Source organism: Streptococcus sp. HN38, from assembly GCF_028335765.1.
In the GTDB taxonomy this organism is placed as follows: Bacteria; Bacillota; Bacilli; order Lactobacillales; family Streptococcaceae; genus Streptococcus; species Streptococcus suis_P.
Genome location: NZ_CP116604.1, coordinates 1,914,888 through 1,931,989 on the forward strand (window position 1 = coordinate 1,914,888; position 17,102 = coordinate 1,931,989).

At 41.1% G+C, this 17,102-nt stretch carries 19 protein-coding genes; 4 read left to right on the top strand and 15 right to left on the bottom strand.

Translation table 11 applies throughout. The features are described 5' to 3' along the window. Positions 1 to 92: 92 nt before the first annotated feature. The 3 genes from PHA78_RS09315 (at position 93) to PHA78_RS09325 (ending at position 2,870) form a co-directional block, all read left to right on the top strand. Positions 93 to 527, top strand: a complete 435-nt coding sequence (locus tag PHA78_RS09315; RefSeq protein WP_024378125.1) for a low molecular weight protein-tyrosine-phosphatase — start codon at positions 93 to 95, stop codon at positions 525 to 527. Between the two features lie 131 nt (positions 528 to 658). Beyond that, the gene (locus PHA78_RS09320) at positions 659 to 1,081 is read left to right on the top strand and encodes a membrane protein (RefSeq protein WP_024378126.1); all 423 of its coding nucleotides are present in this window, start codon (positions 659 to 661) and stop codon (positions 1,079 to 1,081) included. Further along, positions 1,071 to 2,870 carry an acyltransferase family protein gene (locus PHA78_RS09325; protein ID WP_272158074.1) on the top strand — a complete coding sequence of 600 codons (1,800 nt, stop codon included), beginning with the start codon at positions 1,071 to 1,073 and terminating at the stop codon, positions 2,868 to 2,870. The genes PHA78_RS09320 and PHA78_RS09325 overlap by 11 nt, the downstream gene beginning before the upstream one ends. 385 nt (positions 2,871 to 3,255) lie before the next feature. Here PHA78_RS09325 and PHA78_RS09330 read toward each other — a convergent pair whose 3' ends face one another. From PHA78_RS09330 to PHA78_RS09400, 15 genes are all read right to left on the bottom strand, one after another. Continuing rightward, positions 3,256 to 3,909, bottom strand: a complete 654-nt coding sequence (locus PHA78_RS09330; protein ID WP_029177621.1) for a phosphatase PAP2 family protein — start codon at positions 3,907 to 3,909, stop codon at positions 3,256 to 3,258. A 24-nt stretch (positions 3,910 to 3,933) separates the two neighbouring features. Then, positions 3,934 to 4,491 (bottom strand): ECF transporter S component, encoded by a 558-nt coding sequence (locus PHA78_RS09335; protein WP_024375839.1) that lies wholly within the window; start codon positions 4,489 to 4,491, stop codon positions 3,934 to 3,936. A 445-nt stretch (positions 4,492 to 4,936) separates the two neighbouring features. Further along, complete coding sequence (locus tag PHA78_RS09340; protein WP_024378130.1) at positions 4,937 to 5,482, bottom strand: tRNA (cytidine(34)-2'-O)-methyltransferase; 546 nt, start codon at positions 5,480 to 5,482, stop codon at positions 4,937 to 4,939. Between the two features lie 374 nt (positions 5,483 to 5,856). After that, complete coding sequence (locus PHA78_RS09345; RefSeq protein ID WP_272158076.1) at positions 5,857 to 7,632, bottom strand: oligopeptide ABC transporter substrate-binding protein; 1,776 nt, start codon at positions 7,630 to 7,632, stop codon at positions 5,857 to 5,859. 598 nt (positions 7,633 to 8,230) lie between these two features. Continuing rightward, positions 8,231 to 8,470 carry a membrane protein insertion efficiency factor YidD gene (gene yidD, locus PHA78_RS09350; RefSeq protein ID WP_024375837.1) on the bottom strand — a complete coding sequence of 80 codons (240 nt, stop codon included), beginning with the start codon at positions 8,468 to 8,470 and terminating at the stop codon, positions 8,231 to 8,233. Further along, the gene (locus tag PHA78_RS09355) at positions 8,470 to 9,201 is read right to left on the bottom strand and encodes a pseudouridine synthase (RefSeq protein WP_029185420.1); all 732 of its coding nucleotides are present in this window, start codon (positions 9,199 to 9,201) and stop codon (positions 8,470 to 8,472) included. Before PHA78_RS09355 ends, yidD begins: the two co-directional genes overlap by 1 nt. After that, the gene (gene scpB / locus PHA78_RS09360) at positions 9,191 to 9,760 is read right to left on the bottom strand and encodes an SMC-Scp complex subunit ScpB (protein ID WP_024380308.1); all 570 of its coding nucleotides are present in this window, start codon (positions 9,758 to 9,760) and stop codon (positions 9,191 to 9,193) included. The genes PHA78_RS09355 and scpB overlap by 11 nt, the downstream gene beginning before the upstream one ends. Next, positions 9,744 to 10,463, bottom strand: coding sequence for a segregation/condensation protein A (locus PHA78_RS09365; protein WP_029173900.1), 720 nt, complete (start codon positions 10,461 to 10,463; stop codon positions 9,744 to 9,746). Before PHA78_RS09365 ends, scpB begins: the two co-directional genes overlap by 17 nt. Beyond that, positions 10,463 to 11,194, bottom strand: a complete 732-nt coding sequence (gene xerD, locus PHA78_RS09370; protein WP_024375834.1) for a site-specific tyrosine recombinase XerD — start codon at positions 11,192 to 11,194, stop codon at positions 10,463 to 10,465. Before xerD ends, PHA78_RS09365 begins: the two co-directional genes overlap by 1 nt. Beyond that, a complete protein-coding gene (cbpB, locus tag PHA78_RS09375) occupies positions 11,191 to 11,649 on the bottom strand; it encodes a cyclic-di-AMP-binding protein CbpB (protein WP_024378617.1) in 459 nt (152 codons plus the stop codon). The genes xerD and cbpB overlap by 4 nt, the downstream gene beginning before the upstream one ends. Further along, positions 11,646 to 12,173, bottom strand: coding sequence for a metallophosphoesterase (locus tag PHA78_RS09380; RefSeq protein WP_024378616.1), 528 nt, complete (start codon positions 12,171 to 12,173; stop codon positions 11,646 to 11,648). Before PHA78_RS09380 ends, cbpB begins: the two co-directional genes overlap by 4 nt. Beyond that, the gene (locus tag PHA78_RS09385) at positions 12,146 to 13,156 is read right to left on the bottom strand and encodes a nucleoside-triphosphate diphosphatase (protein WP_105129733.1); all 1,011 of its coding nucleotides are present in this window, start codon (positions 13,154 to 13,156) and stop codon (positions 12,146 to 12,148) included. The genes PHA78_RS09380 and PHA78_RS09385 overlap by 28 nt, the downstream gene beginning before the upstream one ends. Further along, positions 13,153 to 13,947: a glutamate racemase gene (gene racE / locus PHA78_RS09390; RefSeq protein WP_105129734.1), complete on the bottom strand. Its 795-nt coding sequence runs from the start codon at positions 13,945 to 13,947 to the stop codon at positions 13,153 to 13,155. Before racE ends, PHA78_RS09385 begins: the two co-directional genes overlap by 4 nt. Positions 13,948 to 14,036: 89 nt before the next feature. Continuing rightward, complete coding sequence (locus PHA78_RS09395) at positions 14,037 to 14,279, bottom strand: YneF family protein (protein ID WP_024375830.1); 243 nt, start codon at positions 14,277 to 14,279, stop codon at positions 14,037 to 14,039. 72 nt (positions 14,280 to 14,351) lie between these two features. Beyond that, positions 14,352 to 15,599, bottom strand: a complete 1,248-nt coding sequence (locus tag PHA78_RS09400; RefSeq protein WP_272158078.1) for a diaminopimelate decarboxylase — start codon at positions 15,597 to 15,599, stop codon at positions 14,352 to 14,354. Positions 15,600 to 15,732: 133 nt separating this feature from the next. Here PHA78_RS09400 and pepC point away from each other — a divergent pair, with 133 nt between their 5' ends. Further along, entirely contained in the window at positions 15,733 to 17,064 is a 1,332-nt protein-coding gene (gene pepC, locus PHA78_RS09405; RefSeq protein ID WP_024375828.1) for an aminopeptidase C, read from the top strand. Positions 17,065 to 17,102: the final 38 nt, after the last annotated feature.

A 17,102-nucleotide genomic window follows, 5' to 3' on the forward strand; every position in this document is an offset into this window, starting at 1 on the left:
ATAGCCCGAACAAAAATATGCAAGAGAGGGGAACTCAGACATTTACCTGTCGAGTCTGCCTTCTCTTTTCTTATGCCACGAAAGGAGAATCTATGAAAAAAATCGTTTTTGTCTGTCTTGGAAATATTTGTCGTAGCCCTATGGCTGAATTTGTCATGAAAGATTTAACCGATTCCTTCCACATTGAAAGTCGGGCAACATCTAGCTGGGAACATGGCAATCCTATCCATCCTGGAACCCAGAAAATTTTCCAAAAGCACAAGATTTCCTATGACCAAGATAAATCATCACAGCAAATGAGCCAGACAGATTTCGAAGCATTTGATGTTATCATCGGTATGGACAGCAATAATGTCCGAGATTTACAGAAAATGGCACCAGCACATGCCCAAAAGAAGATTTTTCAATTCGCAGAAAAATCCGTACCAGACCCTTGGTATACTGGAGATTTTGACGAAACCTACGAAATGGTAAAGAAAGGTTGCCAAGACTGGTTGGACAGGTTACAGTCATTTGACCAAGAATAAGATTTTCTATGTAATATTTTTGTAATATTTGTAAAAAAATGGTAAACTATTTCTGACTGAACTGATAATTTCTTACTGTATCCTAGAAAGAACTGATTAGCGTCGGTCAAATCTTATGAAAGAGTAAAACGATGAAAGAGTTCAAATTACCTAGTATAAAATGGCATGATATAACAAGTCATTTCACCCGTCCAAAACTTGAAATCCTCTCCCTTATTATCATCCTCATCTGTGCCCTCTCTGTATTTACAGGGCGAATTGCCAGCAAGCAAGCCATAACTTTCAATAATGGCGCCCTGCAGTACAACGGTTATGTGGTCGCAAATAAAATGAATGGTCAAGGAAAATTGACCTTTGATAATGGAGATGTATACGAAGGACAATTTAAAAATGGAATTTTCCACGGTCAAGGAACCTACACATCTGCAAGTGGGTGGGTTTATACCGGGCAATTTAAAAACGGCTATGCCGATGGAAAAGGAAAATTGACCACCGAAGGACAGGCTATCTACGAAGGAACTTTTAAACAGGGGATTTATCAATATGAAAATTAAATGGTTATCTGTTATACGTGTGATTGGATTAGTCTTTGTCCTACTCTATCATTTCTTTATCAAATATTTCCCAGGTGGCTTTGTGGGGGTTGACCTCTTCTTTACCCTGTCTGGATATTTGACAACCGCCCTTTTGATTGATGAGTTTGCAAAACATAAAAAAATAGATATTGTCAGCTTTTTCAGAAGAAGGTTCTATCGGATTCTCCCCCCTCTGGTTTTAACGATTCTTTTGGTCCTTCCACTTGCTCTGCTTGTCCGTAATGATTTCATTGCCAATATCGGCAATCAGATAGCCGCTGCGCTCGGATTCATGACAAACTTCTTTGAAATTCTATCAGGTGGTAGTTACGAGAATCAATTTTCACCTCATCTATTTATGCATACTTGGACACTAGCCATAGAAGTTCAGTATTACCTTGTCTGGGCTGGTTTAGTTTGGTATCTGACTCGCATCTCAAAAAGTGTGGGGCAACTACGTGGATCAATTTTTCTAACATCTATAAGCCTCTTCTCGCTAAGTTTTTTAGCAATGTCTATCTCAAGTTTCTTTGTGGATAATTTCTCAACCATTTACTACTCGAGCTTCACACATACCTTCCCATTCTTCCTCGGAAGCATTCTCGCAACCATCGCTGGTATCGGAAATACAACAACTGCCTTCCAGCAACAAGTGAATACATTGACTATCAAACAAGCTATAGGTCTGTTTCTTGGAGGACTAGGAATAGAACTTCTTCTTCTCTTTACTCTTCAATTCAGTTCCATCTGGACCTATCTAATTGGTTTTCTTCTATCCAGTTTAGCTACAGCAACTATGATTTTTGCTGCTCGGGTACTTCACGAGAAAACCGAAGATGTCAAAGAACCTGCAATTATCCTCTTCTTTTCAAGTATTTCTTATGGTATCTACCTCTTCCATTGGCCCTTGCTCATTATCTTTACACAACTGACAAATGCCACTATCGCTGCGGGATTATCCTTTGTTTTTTCTACTATCCTATCAACTATTTCCTTCTATATTCTAGAACCATATATTGCTGGAAAAGTAGGAAGCTTGTTTGGATTAGCCATAGATTTGGAACCATATAAAAAATGGCTTCTTGGTAGCTTTGCTTGCTTGACCATAGTTGGCTTAGGTATCTGTCTGTTTGCACCAAAATTAGGAAGTTTTGAACAAGAGAGCATGGTTAGCAATCTTTATCAAGCTCAGACCCAACTAAATACAACACGATCTGCTGCTGAAAACGCTAAAGCTACTAGTTTTGAAATTCAAAAAGGAGTTATCATCTTTGGCGATTCTGTTACTGTTCGCGCTAGTTCTGCCATACAGACCGCGCTACCAGATGCACAGATCGATGGAACTGTCAGTCGAAATCTCTCTGAAATTGCTAAATTGATAAATCTTTATAAGCAAAATAATAGCTTGAAAGAGACTGTAGTTGTAGCCCTAGGTACAAATACTACGGATAATTATCAGGAACTACTAGACCAGCTAGTCAAAGATTTTCCTAAAGGACGTCGCCTTATTTTTGTCACTCCTTACGATGGAAACTTCACTCCGAGCGAATCCATTTCTTATCAAACTGGTCAATACGAGAAAGAATTGGCTGAAAAATATGATTACATTTCCATTGCAGACTGGTATCAAGTTGCAAAAGATAATCCACCAATTTGGTACAATACCGACCTTGTTCATTTCAATCTTGAAAGTAATGGAGGCGAAGTCTTCGCCCAAACGATAAAAAATGCTGTTGAAGCCGTTGCTGATGGTCCAATCAAAAACTAGATTTATACATCATCATCCTCTGAGAATTTCTCGGAGGATTTTTGCACGATTTTCCGATAAGTCCAGCGCGAACTCTAAGAAATGGCGCTGTGCCTGAACTCAGTCTCAATAAATCTCGTGAAATAAGCCACTTATACAAAGGACTGCAAAGCGAAGTAACGATATAGTCGAATGAATTAGCTTTCAGACAAGGAACTGAGGTGCAGGTTGCTAGCACAGCCTAGTGGCTGTGCTAGGTTGGAGATATAACTTGCAAAGCAAGTCACTTCTGCAGGGTACGGCAAGACGAAAGTGACGATGTATCAAAGTTAATTCAAATGACTATAATAGGAAGATGACAAGTTAAAACTCCTACCTTTTACAGTAGGAGTTGATGTCAAATTGACTATTTTTGCTTACTTTGGAAACGCCATTCAAAGCGTTTTTGGTCATAAAATGGATACATCATTTGTAAAAGAGTGACGGCAAGTAGCCAACCTCCGATAATATCTGTCGGGTAGTGAACCCCAATATAGATACGGGATACAGCTACCAGGACAGCAAGTAGAATCAACACGGCTTGTAGCACAAGTCTAGCTATGCCTTTCTTCATCCTCTGGTGAACAATAATAACAACTGCTCCTGCAATCATCATAGTTGATGCAGTATGCCAGCTAGGAAATGAGTAACCGATGGTATCAATCAACCATTCAATACTTGGACGCGGACGTTGGTAGACATATTTCAGGGCTGTGGATGCCACACCCATCGCCGCAAAACTAGCAAGTAGGAAATAAGCTTCTATCTTCCATTTTTTATAGTAGTAAAAGATAGCAGCTAGAATCATGGTAATAGCTAAAATAATAACCGTATTTCCTAAAACAGTAATAGAGGTCCAAAATTGACTGGCTCCACTTGGCAAATTTCCACGAATGGCAGACTGGACAGTCGAGTCAAAACCTGCTAGGGTACTAGGATAAAATTTTACTACATAGCCCAATATCACAAAGGCTAGAGCAAAAAAAGATGCGTTTCGTAAATGGATTTGTTTATTCTTCATACAGTATAGTTTACCTTATAAAGGTTAAACTTTCTTTAAAATAGGTTGGGCTGCTTTGTAACAGATATAAAATATTGCTGAAAGCACAATCCCTTGTAAAAGATTAAAAGGAAGTACCATCATCAAAAGATAGTTAGTCAGACCCAAGATTTCTTTAATATCAAAATTTGCAAAGGCTGCATAGACAGGCACCGCATAAACGTAATTTAATACCAGCATCACTGCTGTCGAACCAAGCGTCGCAACAGCGGCTGCTTTTAAATAATTTTTTAACGTTTGTTCATTTTTCCAGAAATGAGCTACTGCTAAAATGAAAACTGACATAGCTGCAATATTCATCGGTAAGCCAATAATTGTCGATGGTCCCTGATTATTTAAAATCAGTTTGAGAAAAGTTCGTACCAAAAGGATAGCAAAACTAGACTTCATATCTAAAACAAGCAGACCAAATAAAATCGGTACGAGAGAAAAATCCACTTCCAGGAAACTGGCTGTTGGAATTAGCGGAAATTTCAAATACATGAGCAGAAAGGATACTGCTGAGAGAATGGCTATAATCGTCATTTTGCGTGTGTTTGTCATAAGGTTCCTCCAATTTTTGAAAATTGAAGAAGCGTGGAAGGGCAGGCAAAAAGCCGCCACTTCGTCTTCTCCCATCCAGACTTTACTGTCGGTTGTGGAATTGCACCACATCAGCTTTCGCTCGCAGACTGTACGTGTCTTTCTTTCTATTTTATGGCTTCGTTAAGTCGGCTTGACATACCCTTAGTATAGTCTGCACCTCCTTGCCTAGCCCTAAAATGAAACAAAAACACTTTTTTTGAGTGTTGCTTAAGATTTTTCTATCAGTCTAGGCGACAAGGCGAAGGCATAACTGGAGTTAGGCAAGCCTGGTCAACGACGAATGAGAGAAAAAGAAAAGCAAGAATCAAAAAAATCACTGCCGGTCGGGAATTTCACCCTGCCCTGAAGACTATTTCATCATACCAAAAAAGCCTTGCATTTGCAAGAGCTTGGTAAGTTTTCACTATTTTAACTTGTCCCCATCATAGGTGTGAACCAAATCTAGACCAACGAACTGTTGCTGCCGAAGAGCCTCATATACAATCATACACGCTGTATTAGAGACATTAAGACTACGCACATGTTCATCATTCATTGGAATACGGATAGCCTTCTCTGGATGTTCACGCATAAAATCTTCTGGCAAGCCCTTATCTTCTCGGCCAAATAAGAAATAATGAATGTTCCCATCATTATAGTCTTCATCCGAATAGGTTTTATCAGCAAATTTAGATACTAAGTGAACACGTCCTTGTTTGCTAGCATAATCCATAAATTCTGCTAAATTGTCATAGAAGCGAACATCTAACTTATCCCAATAATCTAGTCCTGCACGTTTCATCTTACGGTCATCAATTGGAAATCCCATCGGCTTAATGATATGGAGAGGGCTATTGGTTGCAGCACAAGTTCGAGCAATATTGCCTGTATTCTGTGGAATCTGTGGTTCAAATAAGACAATGTGGTTTTTGGCTGTTTCTTCTATATACTCTAATGTTTCAATATTCATAAGGACCTCTCTGGTGACATTTCACTAAACACGAATACCCTCGAAAATCAAATCCAAACCATGTCAGCTGCATTTTGCCGTATACCATGCTTGTTTTCTAGTTTCTTTTTTGATTTTCATTGAGTAAAAAGACTCGACTGTCTCCTATGGCAAGAAAGACAAAAAAATAGCCACACTGCCCGGAGTCAAGCTCAGCAAACAGCATGGTGAATGATGATTCATTCACTTAACTCACAACAGGTTTGAGTTAAATCAATGAAATCGTGATACTATTGTAGCTTAAAGAAGGCTGAAAATCAAGAGTTTTGCCCCATTTTTTTCAAATTTTCATAGAAAATGAAAAAGGAGAGCAAATAAACTCCCCTTTCTTACATTTATTCTGCTGCAATCCCTTTTTCTGCAGTCAACTCAAGATTTTCATGGCCTGATTTACTGTCCGAACCGATATAAACGTCGTAATATTTAACGCGTTTGTTAACGGCAGTAATACTTTCACGTTCAAAGGTTGGAATTGCAAAGGCTTGCTCGAAGGCATATTCTTGCCAAGCTTTGTAGTTTTCAATATTTTTCTGTTCGTCAAATGACTCAGCAGAGGTAATTTTATTTAAAAGTGCTGTGTTTTCATCTGAAACGAAGCGAGTATAGTTGTACATCGCTTCAGGTCCCCACAATGATGTCGGGTCTGGATCTAGGCCGGCAATCCAAGCAGCAAGATAGACATCAATCCCCTCATCATTGGCAGCAATTGATTCATAGAAAGTATTGTACTCAATAGTTCTTCCTGTATAGAGTTCCACATTCAAACCAATTTCTTTCCACCATGTAAGGTATTGCTGTACCATGGTTTCTTGCGTTTCGGTTGATTTCTGTGCTGCAACACTGATGGTAAGCGGTTTTCCATCAGCATCTTCACGCATACCGTCTCCATCTACGTCTTTATATCCTGCCTCATCGAGAAGTTTTTTAGCCTTTTCAGGGTTATAACTATAGCCAGCTAGTTCTGAATCGTGAACATCTCCAAAGAAAGAGATAATTAGTGAGTTTGTCGGGTGATACAAGCCGTTATATAATTTCTCTCCAATCACCGCATTGTCCAACGCATATCCCATTGCTTGACGCAATTTAACATTATTCATCTTAGCATTAGGATCGGTCACATTCTTACCACTAGCATCATCGTACTTACCAAGATTGAAGCCAATATAATTGTAAATACCATCCAGACTACCTAGTAAAGTAATATTAGATAAGTCCTTATAAGATTCGTACTGGTCTGTTGGCATATCAGCAATATCATAATTGCCTGCTCTCATTTCTGCAACAATCGTATCTGGTGAAACAATATCAATCCTGTAACTATCTAGCTTAACTTTCCCTTTAAAGTAGTACTCATTTGGTACATAGGTCACCGACTCGCCATTGACAATTTCCTTGACCTTATAAGGGCCCATACCGACAACTTTTGCCGTACGAGAATACTCACTTGATTCCCAATCTTTGACTGCAATGTCTTTAAAAATGTGTTTCGGCATGACTAAATAAGGTACTCCACCACCAGCATACATCATGGATGGAGACATGTCTTTCACTGAGAGGACTACCGTATAATCATCAACCTTCCTAACACCTGAAATTTCACTTGCTGTTCCAGCCTGAAATTCTTCAAAGCCAATGATATTTGTATAGGTAGTATCTGCACGAACCCCTGTATAGTCTGGACTAGCTAGTTGTTCGATTGTGAAAATATAATCATCGATGGTGAAGGCTTGCCCATCGGACCACTTATAGTCCTTGCCTGTCAAACTAACGGTAACTGTCTTTGCATCTACATCAAACTCTGCCTTAGCAAGGCCTGAATCGTCTAACGTACGAGCTGAATCATATCCAAACATAGAAATATCAACCATGCCTGCAAAGGTTGAGTCTACCGCCGTCTGCGATAATTCATCAATTAAGATACCGGTCGAAGGCGCCGAAGCTACCAAGGCATATTTGAGACTTCCGCCTTCAATAGTTTGTCCTTCGTGTGTCACTTCTGAGTTAAATGTCAGAGCAACATCGCTCGTCTTTTCTTTAGTTTGGCAAGCTGTTAACGTTGCAATAGAAAGCAGACCGATACCAGTTAAAGCGATGTTTTTCATTCTTTTCATATCCCTACCCCATTTATATATTTTGAATAGTATAGCACGATTTAGCATAAATATGCAACTATCTTACCAACAATATTCGCCTTTGAGCATTCTCACTTTTTTCCATTTTAACTAAAAATAGCAGCGAATAGAGGTAAAAAAGAGTACCTCTTCAGCCACTACTGCTTCTTAGTTTTTTATGATAGTCCACTAAGCCGAATACTCAATGAACTCGGATAAGTATAGTCTTGTCTGTAACAAAAAGGAGAGTCATTTGGTTTATCTTTGATTCCTTCGACGAGCATCACTTCTCAGAGTTCGTGTCAACATGTGAGCGCAGTGATTGATTGGCTATAACAGTCCAGTGGACTGTTATAGCTGGGTGAAGCAAAAACAGGACACATCTAAGTTTATCAATCTGAGAACTCTAAAGTTATTTTAGGAGTGGGGTATTGACACTATAACTTAAAGTTGTCATTTTCCTAATTTAAACAACTTTAATATCTAGGCAAACTTACTTCGCCCTATCTCCAGCCTTAAAAGGTTCCCCAAACCTTTTGAGAGAGTACTAAAGGCAACCTAAAAACCTATATTTATACAAAATAAAAAGTAGGTTGCCCTACTTCTGCTTATTTCTTTTCAAACTAAACCTGTCCGGCACAGGATCTTCCCCACCTTCCACAAAGGGATGACAGCGACCAATTCGAGCCAACCCCATCAAAAAGCCCTTGAGTCCATGTTTTTGCAAGGCCTCGATCATATAAGTGGAACAAGTTGGACGGTAGCGACAAGAGGGCGGAAAAAGGGGGGAAATAAATTTCTGATAGAATCGGACCAAGCCGATCAAAAGTCTAGTCATTATTTTTTTACCGGCTTAGTAACAGCCAGGGTATGTAGTTTACTGATGTCTTTCTTGTTGAGCTTGCGGTATTCACCTGGACGCAAACCAGTCAGGTCCAAATTTCCAAAGCGGGTACGTGAAAGCTTGTCCACTTGCAGACCAACCGCTTCAAACATCTTCTTAACCTGGTGATTACGTCCTTCATGGATTGTTAATTCTACAACTGAGCGGTTCTTAACAGGATCCACCTTAATAATCTCGTACACCGCAGGCTTGGTCTTTTTACCATCAATGACGACACCTCGGGTCAAGGGACGGAGTACTTCCTTGTTGGCAATACCCTTGACACGCGCCAAGTAAACCTTATCAATCTCATTTCGAGGGTGAATCATCTCATCCGTAAAATCACCGTCATTAGTCAAAATCAAGACCCCTGACGTATCCCAGTCCAATCGACCAACAGGATAAATCCGTTCTTTTACCGTCGGTAACAAGTCCACAACCGTCTTTCTGCCCTTATCATCTGACACACTAGAAATGACACCATGTGGTTTATTGAGGAGGTAGTAAACCTTCTCTTCATTGTAGATTGGTTGCCCTTCTACTTCTACAATATCTCCAGACTTAATAGTCGTTGCCAACTCACGGACAACTTGACCATTTACAGTTACTAGGCCTTGTTTTATCAATTCTTCCGCCTTACGACGACTGGCAACTCCAGCATGGGCAATGTATTTATTAATTCTCATTTTCTAACTCATTTCTTTCTACGAATAGCTCTGTTTCTTCTTGAATCAAATCTATTTCAGACACATCAGGCAATTCTTCTAGACTATTAATTCCCATGTAATCCAGGAAATAATCCGTTGTCACATAGAGATTTGGTCTGCCAAGAACCTCTTTCTTACCGTTCTCACGAATGAGGTCAAAGGCCTGTAATTTACTGATGGCACCACTGGAATTGACTCCGCGAATATCATCAACTTCAATCCGAGTAATGGGTTGCTTATAGGCTACGATTGATAAGGTTTCTAAAAGGGCTCGTGACATGGTCTGATTGATTGGTGTTTTGGCATAGATACGCAGAAGGTTTGCATACTCTTTTTTAGTGACCAACTTGTAGCGATTGGAAGACTCTAAGATGGCTAAGCCTGACGCTTTGTCTGCCATATATTTCTCACTAAGTTTCTCTAACTGCTGGCTGACAGCTGTCGGCTGCAATTCCAACATCTCTGCCAAATTTCGTAACGTCAAGCCATCCTCACCTGCCACAAAGAGCAGGACTTCGATTTCAGCTAAGCGATTCATCTTCACTCCTTACTAGATAAATATCTCCAAAAGTCTCTGTCTGCTCCAAGACGATTTCATGAACCTTGACCAATTCCAAAGTCGCAAGGAAGATCGTAATCATTTCATTAACATCTTGACTTTCTTGAAAAAGCTGACGGAGTTCAAGGCGTGGACCAATCTCGAAACGACTGCGAACAAAGTCCATCATGTCTTCGATTTTATATTCATCACGGGCAATGGTCGCATGAGACTGACGGAGGCTTGCCTGTTTTTCAGCCATTACTTTAGAAAAAGCTAGGAAAATGTCAATGACGGTCTTATCCTTGGCTAACTGTACATCATCATAAATCAAATCTAATTTGGGTTTTGAAAAATAGTTGGCCCGTTCATCATGTTGCTCCCCTAATTTCTCACTGAGAAGCTTGAACTTGCGGTATTCTTCCAACTGGTCCAAGAGGTCCATTTCAGGATCATCTTCGGGATCAATTTGCTCAACAACCTTCGGCAATAACCGACGACTTTTGATGACCATCAATTGACTAGCCATGAGCATATATTCTCCCGCCACCTCTAAACGCATGGCTTGTAAGGTAGCAATGTAGACCAAATATTGCTCAATAACCTCTGTAATCGGAACCTCGTAAATGTCTACTTGATACTTGGACACCAGGTGTAGCAGGAGATCAAGTGGCCCTTCAAAATCTTTTAATTTTATATCCATTATCTAAATTTTTCCAAACTCATGCTTGTTTTTAGTCCCAACTGCTTGGCGATCTGGTCCAAGGATTTTCCTTCGTCTATCTGTTTTAGAATATACTGCTCCCGCAATTTTTGGGCTGTCCAATCAGGCTTGCCGATGGACTGGACAAATTCTGTCAGACGATTAAAAAACCATTGACGAGAATAGGTCTGTCCCTTCTTATCGAAGACATAGCGTCCAGACAGATGAGACTCCATATAGGGTATCAATTCCTTGGGTAGAGTGAGCACGCGCTTGGTTGCTCCCTTCTCAACTGTCAGGACTTGAAAATCCAGATTGACCTGCTGACTAGTCAGCTCTGCTATTTCACTAGGAGTCAGCCCTAGTAAGGCAATCAAAAGAGCAATCAGTTGCCCATCAAGCCAAGGACTTTCTTGAAAGAGGAGAGTTAAATCCTCACGCTCCAGTTTCTTTTTGACGCTGGCTGGACCTGACATCGTTTGTAATTTATAAAAACGATCCAGGAGATTATTTTCATAAAGAAAGTAGAGAAATTGATTGACCGCTGACATTTTTCTTTTCTGAGCAGCAGGCTTCAAGTCTAGAAGAGACTGCTGATAGACCCAAAGAGACTGTTGGCTAATCTCCCCCTTTGTTACTGTCACAAACTGCTGCAGGTCATAGGTATAGGACTTTTGGCTGTTGACACTGACCTTTTTGCTCTGGATAAAAGATTCAATCGCCTGCTTCATTTCTTGCCTTCTTTTGATGCTAGGGGAAAATTATGCAAGAGGGCATTAATGGCTTTGAGAATGGATTTGCGGGTAATAATGCCTAGAAATTCTCTGTTTTCCCCTAGAACAGGTAGGAAAGATTGATCTACTAGCTTGCGCATCACTTCTGTCAAATCATAATCCAGACCAACCGTCTCTTCATCTGTCTTAGCAATCAAGGAAATATCTCTGTTTAACTCATCATCCGATAGTTCATTTTCAGCTTGATATTTAATGATTTCCGTCAAGCCGATGGTTCCAAAAAAGCGGCCATCTTCTGTTACCACGGGTACGCGTGAATAGGTCATGTGACTGAGTAACAGTTTTGCATGGTCAATATTATGCGTATCAATAATTACTGCCAATTTATCCGCTGGTGTCAAGAAAGTTTCTTCCTGGTCCAATAAAAAGGCTTCAAATTCTCTTGCAATCATCTTGAAATATCCTTTGTCAATGCTGGGTAAAGTTGGTGCTGTCGATTATAGTAATCCACATGGAAGTGATCATCATAGATGGTCACAAGAGCATAGAGACATTCTCTGACCAAACCACGAGGTTGACTAACGGAGCCAGGATTGAGGAAGAGGGTCTTGCCACGCACTTCGGCATCAGGCACATGCAGATGCCCATACAAGCAAATATCCGCATCAACTTCCTGTGCCCAATAATCCAACCGTTGCCAGCCGTAATTAATGCCATAAAGATGACCATGAGTCTGAGCGATAGTCACACCATCCAATTGAGTAATGAGCTGGTCAGGGTAACCACCAAAATAGTCGCAGTTCCCATTGACCACTTGAATGCCGTCCCACAAACTATCTTGACTGTCCAGCTCCGAATCACCATTGTGAAAGATAGCATCGACCTTGCCAAGATAATGACGTTTAATATCCTCTACAATCTGTCTATCCCCATGAGAGTCGCTCATGACTAGGATTGTTTTGCTTGCTCCTGCCATACTGGAAATGCCTCCACTAATTTTTCTAGTGCTTGTGCACGATGGGAAATCTTATTCTTTTCTTCTAGGGTTAATTCTGCCGAGGTCTTACCTGTTTCACCTACGAGGAAAAGTGGATCATATCCAAACCCATTTTCCCCACGGAGATCCATACCGATAAAGCCTTCCCAGTCCGCTTCGACAACCAAACTATCACGATTTGGAGCAGCCATGACTAGAGTACAATGGAATTGTGCCGAACGATTTTTCAAGTCGAAGACCATAGCCAACTCGTGCAAAAGTTTTGCATTATTGAGCTCATCTGTGGCATCTGGACCTGAAAAACGAGCAGACCAGACACCTGGCAGACCGCCAAGTGCATCAACCTTCAAACCCGAATCATCTGCCAAGACCATCTTGCCTGTCAGCTCTGCAATGGTTTCAGCCTTAAGCCGTGCATTTTCCTCAAAAGTCATCCCAGTTTCAGCCACATCTGGCAGGTCAGGATAGTTGTTGAGGTTCTCGACCTGGTAGCCAAAACGCTCAAAAAACTTACGGAATTCCTTGGTCTTGCCTTCATTTTTAGTGGCAATCAAGATGGTATCTCCCACGCTTGCCAATCCCTTGTCTTGACCGAAAAAATCGGACATAGCCACACCATCCTTTGGCAAATGAACCAGGATTAGCTTATCTCCCTCGGTCACTAAGATAGCCCCTTGGTGTTGGAGAACCTTGAACTGACGATTGTTTAACTCATTCAAAATACCACAGGCAAATTGGAAGAGGGCAAAGTCCGACTGAAGTTTGATCACTTCAATTTTGACACACTGATTGAAGTTCTCATCTTCATAATTGCCAGCAATTAGTTTGTCAAACAATTGACCAATCTGGTAAATTTCCTGCTCTCTTCCATTTTCACCAAATGAACCAAATAGATTGGCAAAGCTGGCTTTTCCGATAAACCAATTGTGCTCATCTCTGTATTCGTATATCTTGTCTGTCATAGTTCTACATGCTCCACATGAATATCAATGCCCATCCAGCTTTCAGCTATTTCTTTAAAAGCTGTCGGACTAGCTGTTGTGTAAAATCTGTGCTGAATATCCTTTTCGGTACGGCTGCGGTTGATTTGAAAATAATTTAATAAAACAGAAATATCTCGCGCGCACTCTGCCCCACTGTCAATCAACTTGACATCCTTGCCCATGGCATTCTGGATGATAGGGCGAAGCAGAGGATAATGGGTGCAGCCCAAAACCAAGGTATCTACTTTCCCAACAAGTGGTCGAAGTGTCTCGTAAACAACCTTTTTGGCAAGACTGGATTGGTGGCTATTGGACTCAACCAGTGGTGCAAATTTGGGACAGGCCAGACTGTCTACCTGCGTTTCTGGAGAAAGGGCCTGAATCTTTTGTCGATAAATATCTGATTGAATGGTCATAGCCGTTCCTAAGACACCAACCTTACCAGTTTGCGTTGCCTTAATAGCTGCCGATGCACCTGGTAAAATAACACCCAAAACAGGAATATCTAACTTTTCCTTGACTTCTTCCCAGGCTACCGCTGTTGCCGTATTGCAGGCAAAGACAATCATTTTTACATTTTTTGTCAAAAGGAAATTGACCAACTGCCAAGTATATTCTCTGATTTGTTCCGCTGGACGGGGGCCATAAGGTGCCCGTGCCGAGTCCCCTATATAAACGATTTCTTCATGGGGAAGCTGGCGCATTAACTCACGCGCAACCGTTAATCCCCCAACACCTGAATCTAAAAAACCTATTGGTCGATTATCCATAATACTGAGATTAGCCAGAAAATCTGACTAGCCTTTCTTTTCTACTCAAAAAATGGGATCTGGGAATGAATATCCCAGTCCCAGTTTGATTATTTTTTCTTGCTTGCCACTTTTTGTTGGCTCTTGATTTGGCGAAGTACTTGTTGTACTTTTGCTTCGCTTGGTTTCTGCCCCATTTGGCTCATCATCAAACGCAAAGCATTCTCATCCAAAACTGGCTTGTCAGCAATGTAGTTTTCCACTTGTTTGCGTGACAAGTAAATACCCAAGGCTACACCACCTGCAAATGCCACAAGCACCAAAACAATTACTAAACCGATACCTAATTGCATATCAATCTCCTCAAATCTTTATTTCTACATAACTGCTTCTATTATACCAAATTTGGCAGGCTTTTCCAAGACTTACCTTTCAAAATCAAAACCGTAAATGGTCGCGAAATAATCCTCAGGAGTTTCAGCACGACGAATCATACGCGCTGTGCCATCTTCCTGTAAAAGTATTTCAGAGGAACGCAGACGACCGTTGTAGTTGTAGCCCATGGAGAAGCCGTGGGCACCACTGTCATGGATAACCAAGGTATCACCTACTTCTGCGCGTGGTAATTCACGATTAACCGCAAACTTGTCGTTGTTTTCACAGAGGGAACCTGCCACATCCACCACTTCGATTGGGGCATCTGGGCGCGTGATATTTGTGATATGGTGGTAGGCGCCATAGAAGGCAGGACGCATGAGGTTGGCTGCTGATGCATCGACACCAATATAAGTCCGATAGGTTTCCTTACGATGGAGCACCTTTGTAATCAAGTGACCGTGTGGCGCCAACATAAAGCGCCCCAATTCTGTAAAGATTTTAATATGTCCCATACCAGCTGGCGTGAGAATTTCCTCGTAAACCTTACGAACACCCTCACCAATGACAGCAATGTCGTTCGGTTCTTGCTCAGGACGATAGTTAACTCCAATCCCACCTGATAGGTTGATGAAGTCCAAGGTCACACCTGTTTCCTCACGAATTTCCAAGGCCAATTCAAAGAGTTGACGAGCTAAGACAGGATAGTAGTCATTTGTTACTGTATTCGAAGCTAGAAAGGCATGAATACCGAATTCCTTGACACCAAGTTCTTTTAACTCCTTGTAGCCCTTCATGAGCTGGTCTTTGGTCATCCCAAACTTAGACTCTTCTGGATGGTCCATGATATCCGTTCCTAGCGAGAAAACTCCCCCAGGATTGTAACGAAGGCAGACCGTTTCTGGGATACCAGCAACATTTTTCAAAAACTCAATATGCTCATAGGCATCCAAGTTGATAGTTGCCCCAACTTTTCGAGCATAGACAAATTCTTGGGCTTGCGTATCATTTGATGTGAACATGATGTCCTTAAAGCCCAATTTTTCACTCATGAGCACCTCTACATCCGTTGCACAGTCCACTCCACAGCCCTCTTCTTGCAAGATTTTCAAAATGGCTGGAGTTGGTGTTGCCTTGACCGCAAAATATTCCTTAAAGCCTTTGTTCCATGCAAAAGCTGCATTTAAAGCACGTGCCTTCTCACGAATACCTTTTTCATCATACAAATGAAAGGGAGTCGGAAATTGCTCCGTAATGGTTTCTAAAACTTCTTTACTGACAAATGGTGTCTTGGTCATATCTCTACCTCATCAAATATTTTTCTTATTATATCACAAATATGTGAGGAACTGTAGCCTTCAACTCCACCAAATACTTGCAAAATAAATTATGAGCGCTATAATGTGATTATCATTAAAAAAGGAGTAATATATGTCAACATTAGATTTTGATTTTACAGAACGCTTGTATGCCAACTATCTAGCTAATCCAAGCCTACAGGCAACCGAAAATGCCGTTAGCCACAACGGACTTTTGAAATCCTTAGAAACACGCCAAAGCGCCATCGACAATGACTATGTCTTTTCAATTGACTTGACAAAGGACGCTGTTTCAAACCAAAAGGCTTCTGGACGTTGCTGGATGTTTGCTGCATTAAACACCTTCCGCCACAAACTCATCTCTGACTTCAAACTGGAGAATTTTGAGCTATCACAGGCCCATACCTTCTTTTGGGATAAATATGAAAAGTCCAACTGGTTCCTCGAACAAATCATTGCCACAGCTGACCAAGAAATTGGTAGCCGTAAGGTAAAATTCTTATTGGATACCCCGCAACAAGATGGCGGTCAATGGGATATGGTTGTTGCCCTATTTGAAAAATATGGTGTGGTACCGAAATCCGTCTATCCAGAATCTATCTCATCCAGTGCCAGCCGTGAGCTCAATCAGTACCTTAACAAATTGCTCCGTCAAGATGCACAAATCTTGCGGGACCTCCTTGCAAAAGGAGCTTCTCCGGAAGAGGTTCAAACACAAAAAGAAAACTTGCTTCAAGAAATTTTTAACTTCCTAGCCGTCAACCTTGGACTCCCTCCACGCAGCTTTGATTTTGCATATAGAGATAAAGACAATGTTTATCACCGCGATACAAATGTGACACCTCAGGCATTCTACGAGAAATACGTTGGTTTGAAACTATCTGACTATGTCTCCATTATCAATGCTCCTACAACTGACAAACCCTACAATAAATCTTATACAGTCGAATTGTTGGGGAACGTCGTTGGCGCCCCTGCTGTCCGCTACCTCAATGTAGAAATGAACCGTTTTAAAAAACTAGCTATTGCCCAACTCAAAGCTGGTGAGTCCGTTTGGTTTGGTTCCGATGTCGGTCAAAGCAGCAACCGTCAAACTGGTATTATGGCAACCAACACCTACGACTTCTCTTCAGGTCTGGGTATCCATTTCCATCAAGACAAGGCTGGAAGATTAGACTACTCCGAAAGCTTGATGACCCACGCTATGGTCTTAACTGGTGTTGATTTAGATGACAATGAGCTACCTCTCAAATGGAAAGTAGAAAACTCTTGGGGTGACAAGGTTGGTGACAAGGGATACTTCGTCGCATCAGATAGCTGGATGGACGAGTACACTTATCAGATTGTTGTCCGAAAAGAATTCCTCACACAAGAAGAATTAGCAGCTTATCAAGCTCAACCACAAGTCCTTGCCCCATGGGATCCAATGGGAGCTCTAGCATAACAAACGACATATAAAAAAAGAGGGCAACCCTCTTTTTT